This window comes from Rhodococcus sp. NPDC047139, assembly GCF_040643435.1.
Lineage (GTDB): Bacteria > Actinomycetota > Actinomycetes > Mycobacteriales > Mycobacteriaceae > Rhodococcus.
In genome coordinates this window covers 290,336-309,066 of sequence record NZ_JBEYUH010000002.1, presented here as the reverse complement: position 1 = coordinate 309,066, position 18,731 = coordinate 290,336, and the positions used below count along the sequence as shown (strand labels likewise).

General features: G+C 67.7%; 20 protein-coding genes, 1 tRNA gene and 1 riboswitch. Of the genes, 9 read left to right on the top strand and 12 right to left on the bottom strand.

Features of this window, described 5'->3' with window-relative positions; all coding sequences use genetic code 11:
* Positions 1–4: 4 nt before the first annotated feature.
* Positions 5–1,711, bottom strand: coding sequence for a threonine/serine exporter family protein (locus ABZ789_RS03560; protein ID WP_358418979.1), 1,707 nt, complete (start codon positions 1,709–1,711; stop codon positions 5–7).
* 145 nt (positions 1,712–1,856) lie between these two features.
* Here ABZ789_RS03560 and ABZ789_RS03555 point away from each other — a divergent pair.
* Positions 1,857–1,931, top strand: a tRNA-Thr gene (locus ABZ789_RS03555).
* Positions 1,932–1,990: 59 nt separating this feature from the next.
* Here ABZ789_RS03555 and ABZ789_RS03550 read toward each other — a convergent pair.
* The 3 genes from ABZ789_RS03550 to ABZ789_RS03540 all read right to left on the bottom strand — a co-directional run bounded on the left by ABZ789_RS03550 (position 1,991) and on the right by ABZ789_RS03540 (position 3,157).
* On the bottom strand, positions 1,991–2,113 hold the full coding sequence (locus ABZ789_RS03550) for a hypothetical protein (protein WP_358418976.1): 123 nt from the start codon (positions 2,111–2,113) through the stop codon (positions 1,991–1,993).
* 146 nt (positions 2,114–2,259) lie between these two features.
* Complete coding sequence (locus ABZ789_RS03545; RefSeq protein WP_358418973.1) at positions 2,260–2,502, bottom strand: hypothetical protein; 243 nt, start codon at positions 2,500–2,502, stop codon at positions 2,260–2,262.
* A gap of 181 nt (positions 2,503–2,683) precedes the next feature.
* Positions 2,684–3,157: a general stress protein gene (locus tag ABZ789_RS03540; RefSeq protein ID WP_358418970.1), complete on the bottom strand. Its 474-nt coding sequence runs from the start codon at positions 3,155–3,157 to the stop codon at positions 2,684–2,686.
* Between the two features lie 135 nt (positions 3,158–3,292).
* Between ABZ789_RS03540 and ABZ789_RS03535 the strand changes: the two genes are divergently transcribed.
* Together ABZ789_RS03535 and ABZ789_RS03530 are read left to right on the top strand one after the other, a co-directional pair.
* A complete protein-coding gene (locus tag ABZ789_RS03535; protein WP_358418967.1) occupies positions 3,293–3,910 on the top strand; it encodes a TetR/AcrR family transcriptional regulator in 618 nt (205 codons plus the stop codon).
* A gap of 10 nt (positions 3,911–3,920) precedes the next feature.
* Positions 3,921–4,790 carry a ribokinase gene (locus tag ABZ789_RS03530; protein ID WP_358418964.1) on the top strand — a complete coding sequence of 290 codons (870 nt, stop codon included), beginning with the start codon at positions 3,921–3,923 and terminating at the stop codon, positions 4,788–4,790.
* Positions 4,791–4,815: 25 nt separating this feature from the next.
* On the opposite strand, the gene ABZ789_RS03525 is transcribed toward ABZ789_RS03530, so the two are convergent.
* The 3 genes from ABZ789_RS03525 to ABZ789_RS03515 all read right to left on the bottom strand — a co-directional run bounded on the left by ABZ789_RS03525 (position 4,816) and on the right by ABZ789_RS03515 (position 6,332).
* Positions 4,816–5,676, bottom strand: coding sequence for an ABC transporter (locus tag ABZ789_RS03525; protein WP_358418961.1), 861 nt, complete (start codon positions 5,674–5,676; stop codon positions 4,816–4,818).
* A gap of 17 nt (positions 5,677–5,693) precedes the next feature.
* Complete coding sequence (locus ABZ789_RS03520) at positions 5,694–6,008, bottom strand: SMR family transporter (RefSeq protein ID WP_358418959.1); 315 nt, start codon at positions 6,006–6,008, stop codon at positions 5,694–5,696.
* Between the two features lie 13 nt (positions 6,009–6,021).
* Positions 6,022–6,086, bottom strand: a riboswitch (guanidine-III (ykkC-III) riboswitch).
* A 39-nt stretch (positions 6,087–6,125) separates the two neighbouring features.
* A complete protein-coding gene (locus ABZ789_RS03515; protein WP_358418956.1) occupies positions 6,126–6,332 on the bottom strand; it encodes a hypothetical protein in 207 nt (68 codons plus the stop codon).
* A gap of 143 nt (positions 6,333–6,475) precedes the next feature.
* Here ABZ789_RS03515 and ABZ789_RS03510 point away from each other — a divergent pair, with 143 nt between their 5' ends.
* Complete coding sequence (locus tag ABZ789_RS03510; protein WP_358418953.1) at positions 6,476–7,597, top strand: alpha/beta hydrolase; 1,122 nt, start codon at positions 6,476–6,478, stop codon at positions 7,595–7,597.
* Between the two features lie 4 nt (positions 7,598–7,601).
* Here ABZ789_RS03510 and ABZ789_RS03505 read toward each other — a convergent pair whose 3' ends face one another.
* From ABZ789_RS03505 to ABZ789_RS03490, 4 genes are read right to left on the bottom strand one after another with little or no spacing between them, the layout of a single operon-like run.
* Positions 7,602–9,110, bottom strand: coding sequence for an MDR family MFS transporter (locus ABZ789_RS03505; protein WP_358418950.1), 1,509 nt, complete (start codon positions 9,108–9,110; stop codon positions 7,602–7,604).
* Between the two features lie 58 nt (positions 9,111–9,168).
* Entirely contained in the window at positions 9,169–9,594 is a 426-nt protein-coding gene (locus ABZ789_RS03500) for an HIT family protein (RefSeq protein ID WP_358418947.1), read from the bottom strand.
* A 25-nt stretch (positions 9,595–9,619) separates the two neighbouring features.
* Entirely contained in the window at positions 9,620–10,087 is a 468-nt protein-coding gene (locus tag ABZ789_RS03495; protein ID WP_358418945.1) for a helix-turn-helix domain-containing protein, read from the bottom strand.
* A complete protein-coding gene (locus tag ABZ789_RS03490) occupies positions 10,084–11,166 on the bottom strand; it encodes a serine hydrolase (RefSeq protein ID WP_358418943.1) in 1,083 nt (360 codons plus the stop codon). The genes ABZ789_RS03495 and ABZ789_RS03490 overlap by 4 nt, the downstream gene beginning before the upstream one ends.
* 124 nt (positions 11,167–11,290) lie before the next feature.
* Here ABZ789_RS03490 and ABZ789_RS03485 point away from each other — a divergent pair, with 124 nt between their 5' ends.
* The 4 genes from ABZ789_RS03485 to ABZ789_RS03470 all read left to right on the top strand — a co-directional run bounded on the left by ABZ789_RS03485 (position 11,291) and on the right by ABZ789_RS03470 (position 16,290).
* Positions 11,291–11,956, top strand: a complete 666-nt coding sequence (locus ABZ789_RS03485) for a nucleoside/nucleotide kinase family protein (RefSeq protein WP_358418940.1) — start codon at positions 11,291–11,293, stop codon at positions 11,954–11,956.
* A gap of 10 nt (positions 11,957–11,966) precedes the next feature.
* Positions 11,967–13,220, top strand: coding sequence for a phosphoribosylamine--glycine ligase (gene purD, locus ABZ789_RS03480; RefSeq protein WP_358418937.1), 1,254 nt, complete (start codon positions 11,967–11,969; stop codon positions 13,218–13,220).
* Positions 13,221–13,403: 183 nt separating this feature from the next.
* Positions 13,404–15,083 (top strand): CocE/NonD family hydrolase, encoded by a 1,680-nt coding sequence (locus tag ABZ789_RS03475; protein ID WP_358418934.1) that lies wholly within the window; start codon positions 13,404–13,406, stop codon positions 15,081–15,083.
* Positions 15,084–15,114: 31 nt separating this feature from the next.
* A complete protein-coding gene (locus ABZ789_RS03470) occupies positions 15,115–16,290 on the top strand; it encodes a pyridoxal phosphate-dependent aminotransferase (protein WP_358418931.1) in 1,176 nt (391 codons plus the stop codon).
* Here the strand turns inward: ABZ789_RS03470 and ABZ789_RS03465 are convergent, their stop codons facing one another.
* Positions 16,291–17,934: a GMC oxidoreductase gene (locus ABZ789_RS03465; RefSeq protein WP_358418928.1), complete on the bottom strand. Its 1,644-nt coding sequence runs from the start codon at positions 17,932–17,934 to the stop codon at positions 16,291–16,293.
* 143 nt (positions 17,935–18,077) lie between these two features.
* On the opposite strand from ABZ789_RS03465, the gene ABZ789_RS03460 reads away from it, so the two are divergent.
* Positions 18,078–18,725, top strand: coding sequence for a TetR family transcriptional regulator (locus ABZ789_RS03460; protein ID WP_358418925.1), 648 nt, complete (start codon positions 18,078–18,080; stop codon positions 18,723–18,725).
* Positions 18,726–18,731 lie beyond the last annotated feature (6 nt).

Below are 18,731 nucleotides of genomic sequence, written 5' to 3'. Positions count from 1 at the left end.
TTCCTCAGACCCGACGAGAGTCACGCGTGCGCCGAAAGCGCAGCGTGGCTCTCGTCGTTTGTACGGCCGAACCCGACTCCGTCGGAGGCGAGCCCGGATTGCTCATAGGGATCGGACCTGTGGCCAGCGGACCCGCCGCGATCGGGCCGGTAGGAATGGGACCGGTGGCGAGCGGTCCCGTAGAGATGGGACCGGTCGCGGCGACCGTGGGTAACGGTCCTGTGTGCAACGCTCCGACCGGGATCGGCCCGGTCGCAGGTCCTGGCGCAGGCCGCCACACCGGCCGGTTCTTGTCGAGCCGGATCCGAGGGATCCGACGCAACTGGGGGCGACGCAGCGTGCCTGCCCGCAGCACACCTCGTGGGTTCCGGGTGCGGCGGGCGAGCCACTCGCCGAGCGTGACACCGGCAGCGAGCGCACAACCGATACCGAATGCCGAGAACAGCGCCGTCATGCCGGTGGCCATCTGATTGCGGAGCATGGCATACAGGCCGCGATAGAGCGCGAGACCGGGCAGCAGCGGCGTGATACCGGCGACCGCGACGACCAGCGGCGGCGTGAGGGCTCGGCGGGCCATCAGACCACCGGCGAAACCGATGACGGTGGCGGCCAGCGCCGACGAGATGATCGGTCCCAGTGAGAGCCCCAGGGCGAGCTGGTAACCCAGGCTGCCGGTGGCGCCGGCGAGCGCGGCGACCGTCAGCGCCCGGCGCTCGGCATAGCAGGCGAGCGCGTAGAAAAGCGCAGCCGCAGCACCCGCGAGGATCTTCGTCGGCAACTGTGTCAGGTCGGGCAGGGCTTCGTAGCTGATGAGAGGCAACTCGGCACCGAACACCGAGGCGATCCGCAGGGTCGTGGCGACGCCCGCGATGATGCCGCCCGTCATCATCAGCACTTCGAAGAAGCGAGCCGATGCCGTGATCGGGGCGCCGGTGATGGCGTCCTGAACCGAACCGACGAGCGACAGACCCGACAGCAGGACCGTCACGCCGGCCGCGATGATCAGCCCGGGGGAGACTTCGATACCGATGGTCTCCCGAATCCCGTACAGCGTGATCGCGGGGGCCGTGGCGATGATGCCACCCACGAGATGCTGGAAGAAGAACGGCAAACCGGCTGCGTTGAGTTTGCGGTTGACCCGGTCGATCACGAATGTCGACGCGAACGCGACGAGTGCGACCAGCGCGTCGCCGCCGAGGAGAACGGAAATGGAAGCGGCCATGGCCGACCATGCGATCGTCGCCACCCAGCGGTTGTAGGGGTGCGCCTTGGTGGTGATCGCGAGCAGCTCCTCGTGCGCCTGCGCGGGGGAGATCGCGTCGCGGCGGATGCGTCGCGTCAGACGATCGACCGCCGCGAGTCGTGTGAAGTCCATCGAGCGGTAGTGCACTACACGCATCGTGCTCGACGGCGGCATGGTCGGTCCGCGATAGGCCGAGAGCACGATCGAGTTGTAGGTCACGTCGACGTCGCACTGGGCCAGACCGTAGGTGGCGGCCACGAACCGCACCTGCTCGGCGGTGTCGATCGCGCCCGTACCGGATGCGAGCAGAACCTCGCCGACACGCACGGCGACGTCGAGGGCCTCGGCCACTACGGCGTCATCGGTCAGATCGATCGGCTGCAGAGGTGCCGGCGCTTCGGTGACCGCGTCAATGGTCGCGCGACGGGTACCGAGCACCCGATCGAGGAAGTCGTCGAAGCGGCTCACCGTCCGCGGCCTCCGGTACGGCTGGGGGAAACGGGGCGGGTGGGCATGTAATCCACCGTAACGAAGGCGGGTGGGTGCGCGCCCTGAGTGTGACGCGCTATATGATGGCGTCGCTCACGCGTCGTCCCGCGACCGTCGAGTCAGTGCCTCCTTAGCTCAGTGGTAGAGCACTCGCCTTGTAAGCGAGCGGTCGTCAGTTCAATCCTGACAGGGGGCTCCACGGTCCCGCCGCGCACACAGCGCGCGGGCTTGTTTCGCATCCGACGAGGTGCAGGATCGTCAGGCCTCGAACAGCGACCTGCCCCAGTAGTCGTCACTTGCGGTGCCGGCGTATCCCACGATCGACCGTGCCGTCTTGAGTCCTTCGCGACCGACGGCGAACAAGGCGACGAGGATCGTCACGACCGGCGACAGACAGCAGTGACGGGCTATCGGACGAAGCCGCCTGAAATCGACACCAACCCGGCGCTGTTCACCGGGCTGGACAGGATAGCTTTTCGATGAAACTACAGGGGCGCGATAATACCTGTGTGACGAAATGAATCGGTTCACGACTCCGATGGTTCGAATGCGTCCATATCGACGAAGACGAGTCGTCCGTCATCCAGTGCCACGGCCCACCGGCGCACCGGCGCCCAGTCGCGGCCGAGGGCGTCACCTACGGCTTCCTGCGCAGGACCGAAGTCTTCGACGATGGTGCCCGGGCATTGGTCGTCACCCGCGACACCCGCGCGTACGACGACCTTCGTGCCCACTGCGGGCTTCGGGGGAGTATTAGACGATCCGGCCATAAGTCGAATAATGCCATTATCGGAACAAGATCGATTGTCGAATCCGAATTATCCGTCCGCGTTCTCCGGAGTGTTTCGGGCGGAATTTCCGATTCGGGTGTGCCGGGTGGTATTGAAGCGGCTTCGCCCACACCGGGAGGGTGTGGGCGAAGCCGCTTCGAAGCGGAGAAATGGCCGATGGTCAGCGCAGCGCGAGCTTTTTGCTTGCCTGATCGGCGAATTCGGAGTCGACCATGAGGTCGTAGCGTGAGGCCTCGATGCTCTTCCGGGAGATGAAGTCGCGGCGCCCACCGGTGCTCCAGTGGGTTACGAAGCCGAGCGATCCGCCCCAGACGGCGCCGAAGACGACAGCGACGAGAATCACGGCCGTCATGCTGGTCGCGGGAAGGAACAGTGCAAGAAGCAAGCCGAAGAGCAAGCCGGTCCAGATACCTGCGGCGGCTCCGCGCAGTGCGGCTTTGGTGTTGGTCATCCGGCCCTCGATGTGTTCGACGGTAGTGACTCCCTGGCCGACGACCCGAAGGTACTCGACCGGAAAACCTTCGTCGGACAGGTGGTCGATGGCGCGTTCGACCGCGTCGTAGGTGCGATAGCTCTCGAGAAGCGTTTCCGATTCGGCGCAGTGCGCAGGTGCCGGGGTGTAGATATCCGTCATGCGTTCCCCTCTTGTCGGTCGTTGGAACGATACGCTCATCGTAGCGTATCGTTTCGTAGTGTTTGATTCAGGGTCGGCTTGTCGGGGAGACTCGGGAATCCTGCGGGGATATGCCCGCGCGAGGAGGATGTAGACATGGTGGGCGAGGCCGAGACGGAGTCGGTGGCCGCGACGTCGCGACGTCCCGTCAAGGAGCGCGCCGGAACAGACGCGCGCATCGTGAGAGCTGCGCTCGAGATCCTGCGTCTCCACGGACCCCATCGGGTCACCGTCGAAGCGGTCGCGGCGCTGTCCGGTGTGGCGAAGACGACGATCTATCGGCGTTATGCGAACCGGGAAGAGATCCTCGATGCCGCGCTGCATTCGCAGGTGGCATCGCCGTGTGTCCCGGACGGGTTGTGCGTCTACGACCGCGTCAAGTGGACTCTCGAGTTGATCCGTCGCGGATTGTCGAGCGAGGTGGGCATGGGGAGCGTCGGCGCGCTGCTCACCGACCAGGAACCGGAGTTCACCGAATCGATCCGCGAGATCATCAACGCCCGTAGCCAGGTCGTCGCGGACGTGCTCCGCACCGCGGTCGAATCGGGCGCCATCCGCAACGACATCGACGTCGACACCGCCGTATCGATGTTGGTGGGTGCGTATCTCGGGGCCTATCTGCGGCACGGCGAGGTCGGGGAGTCCTGGGCAGACGAAGTCGTTCACATCGTCTGCCCCGGGCTCGAACCGGACACGAAGGATCAGCGGCCGTAGGCTCGACGGCGTGACCGAGTCGAGTCGATGTGTGGTGGCGGTCGTGGGATCGCTCAATCTCGATCTGACTGTCGTCGTGGCGCGTGCTCCGGAAGAAGGCGAGACGGTACTCGGCCGGCACCTGCGCACATATCCCGGAGGTAAGGGCGCGAACCAGGCCGTCGGCTCGGCACGACTGGCACCCACGGCGATCATCGGTGCGGTCGGAGGCGATCACGCCGCGCGCATGCTGCGGCGCGTTCAGGAGAAGTCCGGAGTGGACACCACCTACCTCCGGTCGAAACCCGGCCCCACCGGCCGGGCGATCATCGTCGTTTCCGACGACGGACAGAACCGGATCGTCGTCGTTCCCGAAGCCAACTCACTACTCGAGGCCGCAGACGTCACAGCGGCCCTCGACGCCCTCGATCCTGCGGTGGTGCTCACCCAACTGGAACTGTTGCCCGCTGTGACCTGGGCGGCCGCGCAGTGGGCGCGCTTGCACGACCGGAGATTCGTGCTCAACCCCAGCCCGGTCACCGAGCTGGACGACCACATCCTCGCCGGGGCCGATCCGCTCGTCCTCAACGAGCAGGAAGCGCTGTACTACGCGGGTCTTCCTGCGGGTACCGCCTTCGACGACGTCGTGGCAAGACTGCTCGAACGCGTGCGAACCGTGGTGATCACCCGCGGAGGGGAGGACGTGGTCGTCGGCACCGAGGACGCGATCGAACACCTGCGGGTCCCGCACGTCGACGTCGTGGACACGACGGGTGCCGGCGATCATTTCGCAGGTACTCTCGCGGCTCTGCTCGGCAACGGGGAAGACCTGTTCGCGGCAGCGCGACAGGCTTCGGCGGACGCCGCTCGACTGGTCGCCTCACGACGCACCGATCGCTGACCCGACCGGCGGAGAATGGTCTGCGTCAGGGTGGCGGTAGCAGTTCGCCCTTGCCGCTGCGCAGCCAACGCCCGGGAAGCCGGCCGGCCAGGTCGCCGAGGGGGCCCACGGCACCGCGCAACAACTCGACGGTTTCCTGCAGTATGTCGATACTCGCGTTCATCTGCGTGATGCCGGGCGTGAGGTGGGCGAGGGTCTCGGACAGCGACACGATCTGATCGAGTGGACCGCCCTCGGCAAGCAGTCGTTCGAGAGCTCCCTGCTCGGAGAGCAGGACATCGAGCACGCCACCTTGGGCGAGAGCGCGCTCGACGACTCCGCCGGGGCGGATCGCCACGTCGACGATTCCACCCGGCGCGGTGAGCCGTTCGACGGCACCATCGCGGGCCAGCAGTCGTTCGAGCGGACCGTCGTGAGCAGTGAGTCGATCCAGCAGTCCGCCTTCGGAAACGAGACGGTCGAGTGCACCGTCGTCGGCGAGGATCCGATCGAGAGGGCCGTCTGGCGCGGTGAGCCGGTCCACCGCCCCGCCCGGCTGAAGCAGTCGGTCGAGCAGGCCGCCCGGCGCGGTGAGCCGGTCGAGCAATCCACCCGGTGCGGTCAGCCGGTCGACGGGTCCGCCCGCCTCGAGCAACCGGTCGAGCGGGCCTCCGGGCCGCAGGGCATGACCGAGCCCGCGGCCTTCGGAGGTGAGCGACGAGATCTGCTGCAGCAAAGTCATGGAACTCCGGGTGTCGGGCAGGCCGACTGCGCCGAGCGCGGAGTAGGTGGTGGGTGAAACAGCGACCCGCACTGTCCCCACGACTGTCTCGGCGACGCTCAGGGCGGCTTCGGCGGCGGTCAGACCCACACGCACCGGCAACACGAGTACGGACCCGAGATTCATGGAACCGACTGTAACGCTCAGTGCACGAGTTTGAGGCCGACGACGCACAGCACGATGCCCGCGATCAGTGCAGCCTTCAACAGTGAAGCGGCTTCCGCGCCGGTGGCCATCGCGTAGCCGACCGTGAGCGCGGCGCCGATACCGACCCATATCGCGTAGGACGTGCCTACCGGCAGGGAGCGCAGTGCATACGCGAGCCCGGCCATGCTCAGGACGAGGGCGACGGTGAACACCACTGTCGGGCCGAGGCGGGTGAAACCGGCGGATCTGCCGAGCGCGGTGGCCCAAACAGCTTCGAGGACACCCGACAGGACGAGAACGATCCAGGCCATGACGTACAACGCTCCTGCACCGTCTTGTCGCTGGCCGGGTACGGTGCGCTCGTCCGGGAGGCCGACTTCGGCCACCTCATTCGAGGTTAGGAATTCCGGGCGAGGGTCGCAAATTGCTCAGGACGCGCGCAGCAACTGCGATTCCTGCGCAACCACCGTGCACGAGCATCCGCCGTCGAGTTCGGCGCATTCGAGAACGAGGGTGTGTCGCACGATCGCGAAGTCGACACAGCCGGGATCGGTGCAGTCGGCCGAGGCCTCGGTGTGGAGCACAAGGGTGCCGTGGCAGTGGTCGAGCTCGTGATTGCACTGTGAGCACGTCATGGCTCTTTGATAACACCACCGTCGGACACCCCGGAGAACAGGGTCGCTGAGCCATCCGGTTCGTCCGGTGTGAGGGGTTCGGCTACTCGCGGCTATCGTGTACGCACTACAAGAGGGTGTGTCCGAGTCGGGAGGAATCACACATGGGGATCACCGACGTCGTCGGGAAGGCAGCGCGAAACGCGTGGTCGTTGTTCGTCGCCGACGGTATCGCGCCTCCTCACCGCACTCCCTCCGTGATCGTCGGCGACGGCCCGCACCGGACGCTGCGCCGCTTCGGACCGGAGGACGCCGGACCGCCGGTGCTGCTCGTGACGCCGCTCGCCGCATCGCCCACCTGCTTCGACCTGATGCCCGGACAGAGCCTCGTACAGCATCTGCTGGAGCTCGGACGCAGCGTCTTCCTGGTCGAGTACGGCGAGATGACCCCCGAGGATCGCGACCTCGGCCTCGAGTTCTGGATCGACGACGTGCTTCCCGAGGCGATCGCACGCACGTCCGAACTGTGCGGTAACCGCAAGGTGGACGTCGTCGCCTGGAGCATCGGCGGCACGCTGTCGATGCTCACCGCGGCAGCGCATACCGACCTGCCGATCCGATCGCTCACGGCCTTCGGCAGCCCCCTCGACTACTCCGCGATCGCCGTGATGGCCCCGGCACGATTCATCGGCCGATTCGTGGCCGAGCCCGCGCTGGGTCTGCTCGACGCGGCCTTCGGCGGGGTACCCGCTCCGATCGTCCGCACGGTCTACCGACTCACCGCGATCGAGCGTGAGATCCACCGTCCGTGGTTCGTGGCGTCGAATCTCGCCGACGCCGAGACCCTGGCGCGGATGGAACGTGTCGACCGCTTCCAGGACGAGATCCACGGCTACGCGGGACGGGTGTTCCGTCAGCTGGCCACGCGTGTGACCATCGACAACGAGCTGGTCACCGGGCGACTGCAGCTGGGCGACCGGGTCATCGACCTCGCCGATGTCACGGTGCCGGTGCTCGCGCTGGGAGGCGAGGCGGACGTCCTCGCGCCGATCGCGGCGGTCGAGCCCGTCACGACGTTGCTCAGCGGCACAGATGTGCGCTTCGTGCGGGTTCCGGGCACCCATCTCGGCATGCTCACCGGAACCGCCGCACGCGACACCTCGTGGGTCGAACTCGCACATTTCCTGAACGACCCGCACGGTGACATCTCGTGCGACCCGCACACCCGGGATGCCGGTCGGCACGGTTCGCGCGATGAGCGGGAAGCCGTGACGACCGGCGTTTGACCTGCTATTTCGCCTGAGCGGATCCGGCGGTTTCGGGAACGGGTGGCGTCACAGGCTCCGACTCGGGTTCTGCGGCCCGCCGAACGAACAGTGAACCCACGACGGCGACCACCGCGATCACCGCACCCCACGTGAACGCACCGTGGACACCGTCCGAGAGTGCGCCGACGGGATCGGCTGCGCTCTCGGCGCCGGCGACGGTCGTGCGGGTGAGCACCGTGATGAACAAGGCTGTGCCGGCCGCGCCCGCGACCTGCTGCATCGTGCTGACGATGGCGCTGCCGTGGGAGTACAGCCGTCGTGGCAGCGCTCCGAGCGCCGAGGTGAGCAACGGCGAGAACATCAACGCGAGTCCGATGTTGAGCAGCACGTGCCAAGTGATCACCGTGGGGATCGAGGTGGTGGCATCGAAGGTCGTCATGCCCCACATCGCGATGCAGGCGATCACTGCGCCCGGCGCGACGAGCGGTCGCGGGCCGAAACGGTCGAACAAACGCCCCACGACATAGCCGAGCAGGCCCATTGCCAGACCGCCGGGCAGCAGCATCAGACCCGTGGCGAGCGTCGACTGCCCGAGCACGCTCTGTAGGTAGATCGGCAGCAGGATGAGGGTTCCGAACAGCGACATCATGCTCACCGACACGAGCGCGACCGCGAGCGAGAAGGCCGGGGTGCGGAATGCCCGCAGGTCCAGCAGGGCCTCGTCGCCGAGGCGGAGCTGGCGCACGACGAACACCGTCAGTGAGCCGATGCCGACCACGAGTGGCAGCCACGGCGGCAGCAGCGGGTCGCCCTCCGCAGCCTCGCCGAGGCTGCTCAGGCCGAAGACGACACCGCTGAACCCGAGCGCGGACAGGACGACCGAGGGTGCATCGAGCGGCACTCGCACCGGTTCGGTGACGTTGCGGATCCAGCTCAGGCCGAGCGCGGTCGCGACGATCGCGATGGGCAGCACCAGCCAGAACATCCAACGCCAGCTCAGCTGGTCGAGCACGACCCCACCGATGGTCGGGCCCACGGCGGGAGCGACCGCGATGACGATCGAGATGACGCCCATCGTGCGTCCACGGCGCTGGGTAGGCACCAGATTGAGCACGGTCGTGAACAGCAGCGGCAACATGATTGCCGTGCCCACGGCCTGGACTACCCTGCCGAGTACCAGAACGGGGAAGACCGGCGCGATCGCGGCGACGAGAGTGCCGGTCAGGAAGCTGCCCATAGCGCTCGCGAAGACCGTGCGCAGCGACAGGCGGGTGAGCAGATAACCGGTGACGGGGATGACGACAGCCATGGTGAGCATGAACGCCGTGGTGAGCCACTGTGCAGTGGCCGCGCCGACATCGAACTCGACCATCAGTTTCGGCAGCGCGACGCTCATGATCGTCTCGTTGAGGATCACGACGAACGCGGCCCCGACGAGAACGGCGATCAGCAGATTTGCTCGCGGTGCGGGAGGGGTGAGCGGATCGGCGGCGTCGGCCGGGGCGGGAGAACTCGGTGGGGTAGGAGACACGAGGAGGTCAACGGGATACCGGTCGGAATTGTTCCGCCGGTATCCCGCCGGCGTCGTGTCAGTCCGGGACGTTCGCGCCGTGACCGAGTTCGCGCAGCGCGTCCTTGATCTTCTGCTGGGCACGATCGAGCGATTCGCGCGAGGGGTCCTTCTCGGCGGTCGCGAAATCGAAGTCGCCGAGGGAGTAGGCGGGGAAGACGTGCACGTGCAGATGGGGGACTTCCAGGCCCGCGATCATCAGGCCGGCGCGCGGTGCGCCGAAGGCGGCGGTCACGGCGCGGCCCAGCGTCCGTGCGACGTCGTTCACCTTCGCCCACAGGTCGTCGTCGACGCTCTGCCAGTGGTCGACCTCCTGCCGGGGCACGACCAGCACGTGCCCTTCGGTGAAGGGGTTGATGGTCAGGAACGAGACGACGTCGTCGTCCTGCCATACGAAACGGCCCGGCAGTTCACCGGCGATGATCTTGCTGAACACGGAAGCCATACCGGGAGGATAGGCGACGGCGCGCTCACCGGAGGTGCTCTGCGACATCGGCGGCTGCGACGGTGAGGACGAGCAGTGGCACCACCTTCTCGGGAGCGATCCGGTAGTGGTTCCGGCTCTCCTGCTCGACCACCCGCGCGGCGGACAGCGCCCGGAGATGGTGGTAGAGCCGTCCCGTGGACGCCAGGTCGGCGGCGTCCTGGAGTTCGGTCGCGGTGGCGGGCCCGCGCAGGAGGGTCCGCACGATCGCCAGTCGCGTGGGGTTGCCGAGGGCGTCGAGGACGCCGGCGACGGCGGCGGGGTCCAGTGTCAGGGATGCTCCGGCATCGTATTCGATGTTCCAGTGGACTTTCCCGTGCAGGGAGACCGCGCCTCCGTAGGTGACGGTCCCGGCGTTGCTCGGCGCCGTGGGGGCGGGCCGGGACGTATCGCCTTCGAGAATCCTCACTCGGCGCTCGAGATCCGCGATCCGGGCCTCGTACTCGTCGTTCACATCGCGCAGCGTATCCGTTCGAGGACGTCCGGATCGTTCGCTGCCGCGGCGAGCAGTTCCTGGTGCGCGAACGATTCGAGAGCACCGGTGTAGTCGTTCTCCGACATGTCGGAGACGAGGATCACCGCTGTCGCGATGGTGCCGTCGTTGCGGCGGAAGCTGAACGCGTCGGTGAGGATGCCGGGAAGGCTGCCGCCCTTAAAGCCGAAGCCGTCGAACCCCGGGGGCGCGGGCTGCCATTCGAGGTGAGCGCGCGCCGTGTCGGCGCCAGGACCGAACGATCCGTCGGAGATCGCCCGATGAAGACCGGCGAGTTCGGTAGCCGAGCCGGTGTTGTCGAAGCGTTGGATGCGGTCGATGGCGGCGAACAGATCGCCTGTGAGCGGGGTCTGCACCGATGCGGCGCGGTAGACGGGATCGGACGCATAGCGACGCGCCGCATCCCATGCCGCGGCGGAGTCGCCGAGACCCGGGTCGAACAAGGCGAGGGTGTTGCCCAGCATCGTGGGCGGCTCGAAACCTTCCCAGCCTCCCTGGGCGGCGGCATCGCGCAGGGCGGCGTCGCCGAGTCGGTCCCGCAGATAGTCGGGGACGGCATTGTCGCTCTCCCGCATCATCGCCGACACCATTTCGTCGAGGGTGACGGTGGCGCCCGGGTCGCTCACTCCGAGCCGTTCGAGCGCCCGGGGATGCGCATGTCCGTCGGTGTCGGGTAGATACCACCGCTCCCAGTCGGCGAGAGGTATGCGCTCGTCCGGGGAGAGTTCTCCGGCTGCGACGGCACGGGCGTAGGCGGCGAGGTGCACGACCTTCACTGCCGACGCGAGTGGTTGCCGCTCGCCGGCGCGGTGCCCGAAGGCGCCGCCGTCACCGTCGTCGACCGCGAAGGCGACCGTGTCGGCGTTCTCACCCAGATAGCCGATCCAACCCTCAGCGGTGGTGACATCGGCGACGGGTACAGGTGCGCACTCGCCGGGCGGTGCGGACGACTGCGTAAGTGCTGGAGCGCTCTGTCCGCACCCGGCCAGTGCGATCGCGGCGCTCGTCGCGGCGAGGACAGTTCCGATTCTGCTCGGCATGGCGTTTCCGTTCGGCTCGTTATTTCGTAATGTCGAACTTACGGAATAAAGATATATCCGTCGGGTGCGCGTGTCGACAGGTCGGGACGCCTTCGGTCGCGGAGACGGTCGTATCGTCGGGCACATGGGAGGAGAGGAGAACGTGCGGGAGGCGCCGCTGCGGGTGCTCGTGGACGAACTCGTCACGCACGTCCTCGTCGGGCTGCCTGCCGACCGGCGTACGGTCGTCGGGCTGTGCGGACCGCCGGGTGCGGGGAAGAGCCGTGCCGCCGCAATGCTCGTCTATGCACTCCGATGTGCGGGAGTGGCCACGGGCCAGGTGCCGATGGACGGCTTTCACCTGTCGAACCGGCAACTCGACACCTTCGGGGCACGTGCTCGCAAGGGGGCACCCGACACCTTCGACGTCGCAGGTTTCCGCGACATGCTGAGCCGAGTGCGGCAGTGCCGCGACGAGACGATCTACGCCCCGGACTTCTCCCGATCCCTCGACGAGCCGATCGCGGCGGTTCATGCCGTACCCGCGGACGCGAGGGTGATCGTCACCGAGGGCAACTATCTGATGTTCGAGACCGGGGGGTGGGAACACATCCGGCCCCTCCTCGATCTGGTGATCTACATCGATGCGCCCCGTCGCATCCTCACCCGACGTCTCGTCCGGCGGCATCGTCACAGTGGTCGGGACGACGACGGCGCACGTGAATGGGTGCGCACCGTGGATCTGCCCAACGCGGAAGCCGTCCTGCGTACGCGCTCCCGCGCCGATCTCGTGTGGAGACCGGTCCCGTAGTCTGTCCTGCGTGCGCGTACTCGTTATCGGCTCCGGTGCCCGTGAACATGCTCTTGCTCTCGCTCTGTCCCGCGACCCCGGTGTGACCGCCGTGCTGGCCGCGCCCGGCAACCCGGGTATCGCGAATGTCGCCGAGTTGTTCCCCGTGGACGCCGCCTCCGCCGATCAGGTCGTCGCCCTCGCCACCGAACAGAAGGTCGATCTCGTCGTCATCGGCCCCGAGGTCCCTCTCGTCCTCGGTGTCGCCGACGCCGTCCGCGCTGCGGGTATGCCCTGCTTCGGCCCGTCCGCCTCCGCCGCTCGCATCGAAGGATCGAAGGCGTTCGCGAAGGACGTCATGGCCGCGGCCGGCGTGCGCACCGCGCAGAGCGAGGTCGTGGACAGCCCCGCGACCGTCGACGAGGCGCTCGACCGGTTCGGGCCGACCTGGGTGGTGAAGGACGACGGTCTCGCTGCGGGCAAGGGGGTCGTCGTCACGACCGACCGTGCGGCCGCTCGCGACCACGCCGTCGAAATCCTCGAGAACGGGCATCCCGTCCTGCTGGAATCCTTCCTCGACGGTCCCGAGGTCTCTCTGTTCTGCCTCGTCGACGGCGAGACGGTCGTACCGCTGCTGCCGGCGCAGGACCACAAGCGTGTGGGCGACGGCGACACCGGCCCCAACACCGGCGGCATGGGTGCGTACACCCCGCTGCCGTGGCTGCCGGAGGGCAGCGTCGAGCGGATCGTCTCGGAAGTGGTCGAGCCGGTTGCCGCCGAGATGGTGCGACGCGGGTGCGGTTTCTCCGGACTGCTCTACGCCGGCCTGGCCATGGGCGCCGACGGTCCGGCCGTGGTCGAGTTCAACTGCCGATTCGGCGACCCGGAGACCCAGGCGGTGCTCGCACTGCTCGAGTCGCCGCTGGGTGAGGCTCTGAACGCGGTCGCCACCGGCACCCTCGCCGAGTTGCCGCCGCTGCGCTGGCGGGACGGCGCGGCGGTGACAGTGGTGCTCGCCGCCGAGCACTATCCCTCCGCCCCGCGCACCGGCGACGTGATCACCGGTGCAGACGGCGACACGGTGCTGCACGCGGGTACCAAGCGCCGCGAGGACGGAGAACTCGTCTCCGCCGGCGGACGCGTGCTCAACGTGATCGGGGTAGGGGACGACCTCGCGGCAGCGCGCGATGCCGCCTATGCCAGGCTTGCCACGATCAAGCTGCCGGGTGGTCATTTCCGCCGTGACATCGGCCTGGCAGCCGTCGAGGGCCGGATCTCCCTCTAGCCTCGACCTGCCCTTCGCCTTGCACCTACCAGGGGTATGTTGCACACTCGGTGCATCTTTGATGCCGCCAGGGGTGACAGAATGGTATCTCGCAGGCGAACGCCGACGCCGGACCCGACACCGGTAGGGCACCATGACGTCGTCGTCCACGGGCTACCGGACGACGTCGTAGTCGAGCGCGACGTGCCGATCCGTACGGGAGACGGCACTCTCCTGCGGGCCGACGTCTACCGCGACGCACATGCCGGTCCGCACGACCCCCGCCCGGTGCTGGTCGCGGTCACCCCTTACGGCAAGAACGCGGGCGTCGACCGGTATCCCGTCGATTTCGACGAGCTCGCCGCATCGGGCAACCACGTCGGCGAACTCGAGCTCAGCGACTGCACCTCCTTCGAAGCGCCCGATCCGGCCTATTGGGTTCCTCACGGCTACGTGGTCGTCGTCGCGGACATGCGCGGACATCACGCCAGCGGCGGGCACCCCCGGCTGCTGCTCGGCCGGGCTGCGCTCGACTGCGCCTCAGTCGTGGAATGGGCCGGTACACAGGAATGGAGCAACGGCAAGGTCGGACTCGCCGGCGCCGACTATCTCGCGACTCTGCAGTGGTACACCGCGGCACTGAACCCGCCCTACCTCGCGGCCATCGCGCCCTGGGAGGGCGTGAGCGATCCCTGCCGCGACATCCTCACCCAGGGCGGCATCCCCGAAACCCGCTTCAGCGAGTTCTGGTACCGCGCGATGAACACCGGAGCGCACTGCGGCGCAGCCTCCCTGAGCCGGCTCACACCGTGGTTGCTTCGTCGATTCCCCGACTTCTTCCGTCACGTGGCCCCACCGCCTCGGCTCGAGGACGTCACCGTGCCGGCACTCGTCGGAGTCTCCTGGTCGGATCAGGGCCCGCGAACCCGCGGATCCGTCGAGGGGTATTGCCGCATCGGGTCGGAGCACAAGTGGCTCTACACCCACGGGCGGAAGATGTGGCAGACCTACTACGGCAGCGAAGCGGTCGACTTCCAACGCCGCTTCTTCGACCGCTTCCTCAAAGGGGAGGACAACGGCTTCGAGAACACGCCGCGCGTGCGCCTGGAAACCCGGCACGACCTGCGTACTTACTCCGAGCGTGCGGAAGCCGAGTGGCCGGTGCCCGGCACCCGTTATCTTGCGCTCCACCTCGACCACACGAACGCGGACCTGAAGCCCACACCGTCCGACAAGCGCCACTTCCGTCGCACCTTTCCCGTCGCCGGCGACGAACTCGTCTTCACCCACACCTTCGACGAGGACACCGAGATCACCGGTCACTCGTCCCTGCGGCTGTGGGTGCAGGCGAAGGACGCCAACGACATGGACCTGTTCGTCGGCCTGGCCAAGCGCGACGAACACGATCGGGACGTCTGGTTCGAGGGACACGGCGGATACGAGAAGGGGTTCGTCGCCCACGGCTGGATGCGGGTCTCGCGCCGCGCTCTCGACCCGGAAGCCTCCACGGCCTACCGGCCGGTCCACGACCCGAAGAAATACTGGCCGCTGCTACCCGATCAGATCGTGCCGGTGGACATCGAGATCATGCCGCACAGCACCTTCTTCGAGGCCGGATCCACTCTCGTCCTCGTCATCTCCGGGCACGACCTCGACGAGAACCCGCGTGTGGGCCACGACCGCACGATCAACAAGGGCTTCCACATCGTGCACACGGGCGGACCGTTCGACTCGCATCTGCTGCTGCCGGTCGTGCCACAGCCGGCGCCCGAACCCGGCGAGACCGGCGCGGGGGAGAGCGCGGCGCCGGAACAGATCGTGGACCCTCTGGAGATCCCGATCGCGTGGGGCGCGCTGGCCCCTCTCCAACGGGTCCGGCTCTGACCTTCCGGACGCGCGTACTACCGTCTTGCACGTGCGCCCCGAATCCCGACGGTCCGGTATAGAGACGTTCCACGTCATGGACGTGTGGAAGGCAGCCGCCGAGCGGCAGCGCACCCACGGTGACGTCCTGAGCCTCGCCGCCGGGCAACCGTCCACACCTGCACCCGTCCCTGTACTGCGCGCCGCGAATCTCGCCATCGACGCCGAGCTGCTCGGTTACACGGAGACGTTCGGCATCCTGCCGCTGCGAGAAGCGATCGCCGGATACCACCGCGACCGGTACGGAATAGACGTCGATCCGGATGAGGTCGTCGTCACCACCGGTTCGTCGGGTGCGTTCACGCTGGTGTTCCTCGCGGCCTTCGATATCGGCGACACCGTCGTCGTGGCGCGGCCCGGCTATCCCGCCTACCGCAACACCCTGGCCGCGCTCGGCTGCCGCGTCGTCGAACTCGACTGCGGACCGCAGACCCGCTACCAGCCAACCGTCGCGATGCTCGAGGAGCTCGACAGTCCTCCGGCCGGCGTCGTCGTCGCCAGCCCCGCGAACCCGACGGGCACGATGATCGAGCCTTCCGAACTCGCGGCACTCGCGCGCTGGTGCGACGAGCACGGCAGCCTGCTCATCTCCGACGAGATCTACCACGGCATCGAGTTCGCCACTCCAGGCTCGCCGGCCACCTCCACGGCCTGGGCGACCTCCCGTGAATCCGTGGTGATCGGCTCGGTCTCGAAGTACTTCTCGATGACGGGATGGCGGCTCGGCTGGATGCTCGCCCCCGAGTCCATGCGTCCTGCCCTGCAGCGACTGGCATCGAACATGACGGTGTGCCCGCCGTCGGTCTCCCAGTTCGCGGCGATCGAGGCGTTCGGAACCGAAGCCCGCACGGAACTCGACGGCCACGTCTCCCGCTACGCGGTGAACCGGGAACTGCTGCTCCAGGGCCTGCCGGATCTCGGAATCTCGAAACTCGCACCGGCCGACGGCGCGTTCTACGTCTACGCCGACATCGAGCACCTGCTGGACGGGGAGAACTCGACCGCGTGGTGTGCACGGTTGCTGCACGACACCGGCCTTGCACTCGCGCCGGGAGTCGACTTCGACACCGCACGCGGCGACCGCACCGTGCGACTGTCGTTCGCAGGATCCACCGCCGATGTCACCGCCGCACTCGACCGCCTCGCGGGGTGGCTCCCCGTCTCGTGATCACTTCCCGGCGGCGATGATCTGTGCGACATTTCGTTCGGCCAGCGCTGCGATGGTCAGCGACGGGTTGACCGTACCGGTGCTGCCCGGGATCAGCGCGCCGTCGACGACGTAGAGGCCGGGATGACCGTGTACGCGACCGTAGCCGTCGGTCGCGTCGCCGAGCACCGCACCACCGAGCGGATGCGCGGTGAAGGTGGCGTTGACGTCCTCGGCCATCGGCGATGCACCCGGAATCGTGCCTCCGGCCTGTGCCATCGTGTTGTGCACCGCACGCAGTGCATCGACACTCGCGCGCTCACCCCCGGCCGGCCAGTTCACGACCGCGCGGTCGGCCTTCGCGTCGTACACGACATCGGCGCGGGTCGGGTCGAGGGTCATTCCGAGGGAGGCGAGCATCGCCACGTCCTTCGCGGTGCCGGCGACGAACCAGTTCTCGAGGCTCAGCGGCAGACCCGACTCGTCCACGATCCGCGACGCCGACGGCGCTCCCTGGTCGCCGCCGAACCCCTCGGTGAGCGCGAACGAGCGCACCAGCACGGCGTCGCCGTTGGTGCCCCAGCCCCGGCCGACCCGCTCGTCGAGGTTCGGCAGCGAACCGGTGTGCCGGGCCTTGACGAGCAGTTCGGTGGTGCCGATCGAGCCGGCACCGAGGACGAGGCGGTCGCACGTGATCGTCGTGGTGCGCAGGACCGCGCCCGTCGGCTCGACGGCCTGTATGTCGAGCCAGTAGCGACCGTTCCCGTCCTGCCCGATCGCCGACACCCGATGCGCATGACACACGCGGGTGCGGCCGGTCGCCTCGGCGGCCGGAATGTAATTCTGCGTGAGATCGAATTTCGCACCGTTGGAATTGCCGAGATTGCTCTCGCCCGCGACGGCCGACCGGCGGACCGAACCGGCGAGTTCGGCGCGCACGACATCCCAGTCCCAGATTCCGTCGATGCGGTGCGGGCTGTAACCGGCGGCGCGCGCGTCCTCGTCCCAGCGTCGCGAGTGCGTGAACTCGGCCGCGTTGTAGATGTCGTCCGGCATCGGATCGAGGCGCAGCATCGAGCGCACCTTCGGGTACCAGGTGGACGCCATCTCGTCGTAGGAAAGACGATCGCCGAAGACGTGCTCGAAGAAGCGCTGCTCCGGGGCGATCATCACGCCGGTGAAGACGATGGATCCGCCGCCCACCGCGGCGCCGCGCCACACCGACATCCCCGGATAGTCGACCACATCGAGGACACCTGCGAAGTCGTCGCACACCACCGGGATTCCGGTCGGACCGGTGAAACTGGTGCGGTGGTGATAGCCGCGGCCGTCGGCGAGCAGGTCGGTCGTGAAGATCTCCCGGTGCGGGTCGCGGGGCCAGCGCATACCGCGTTCGAGCATCGTGACCTGGTTTCCGGCCTCCGCCAGGCGCAGTGCGGCGACGCTCGCACCGAAGCCGGAACCCACCACCACGACCTCCGAATGCGCCGGTGGGGCCGGAGGAGGAACGAACAGTTCGGGCACGATCCGGCGGTACTCGTCGACTCCTACGGGCAGTGCCGCCGCCCGGGGAAGACCGAGGCCGGACAGGCCGGTGCCCGCCGCACCGGTACCGGCCAGTGCAGCCCCGAGGACCGATGCCTGCAGAAAACGTCGACGTCTCATCCGGTACGGCTCCGATCCTTCGATGATCTACGCGCGGGAGCGCCCGCCGAGGGTGGACCGGCGCGGGGCGGCGCAATAATACCGGGTGGTCTCGAACTCCGTTTCCGCCCTGGTGGGACCGCTGAGGCTGTCACCATGAAACTGTGGCGATTGCTGCAACACCGAAGGGAGAACGGCGCCGTCAGGCGCTGGTCGAGGCAGCAGCCGACCTCGTGCTGGAAGCGGGGATCGACGCCGTCCGGCACCGTGCCGTCGCCACTCGTGCCCATCTGCCCCTCGCATCGACGACCTACTATTTCGAATCCCTCGAGGATCTCGTCGCGTGTGCGGTGAACTACAACAGTGAGCGGGAACTCGATGCGATGCGCGCGCGAGTACACCAGGTCCAGCAGCTTCCACGCAGTTGCGAGGGCACGGCCGATCTCATCGTCGACCTGCTGATCGGCTCACGGAACGGCGACGGCGGAATCGACCGCGAACAACTGATCTTCCGGTACGAACGATTCGTGGCCACGGCCCGCTATCCGGAATTGCGGGACACGCAGGTACGGATGCGCGAACAGGTCGACGTCCTGCTCTCGGACCTGCTCGGACGCTGTGGCCGGTCGGTGCGACCCCGAGGGCTGCGCCGGCTGGTAGCGGTGGTGGACGGTGCGGTTCTCGGGGGACTCGGAGAGATCGATCCCGACCCGCGTTCACTCGCTCGCGGCATTCTGCTCGATGTCGTGGAGACGGTCGCGCCCCCGGCTGCGGTCGAGGTCGGAGGAGGCGGCAACCGGTCCGGACCGTAAACTCGT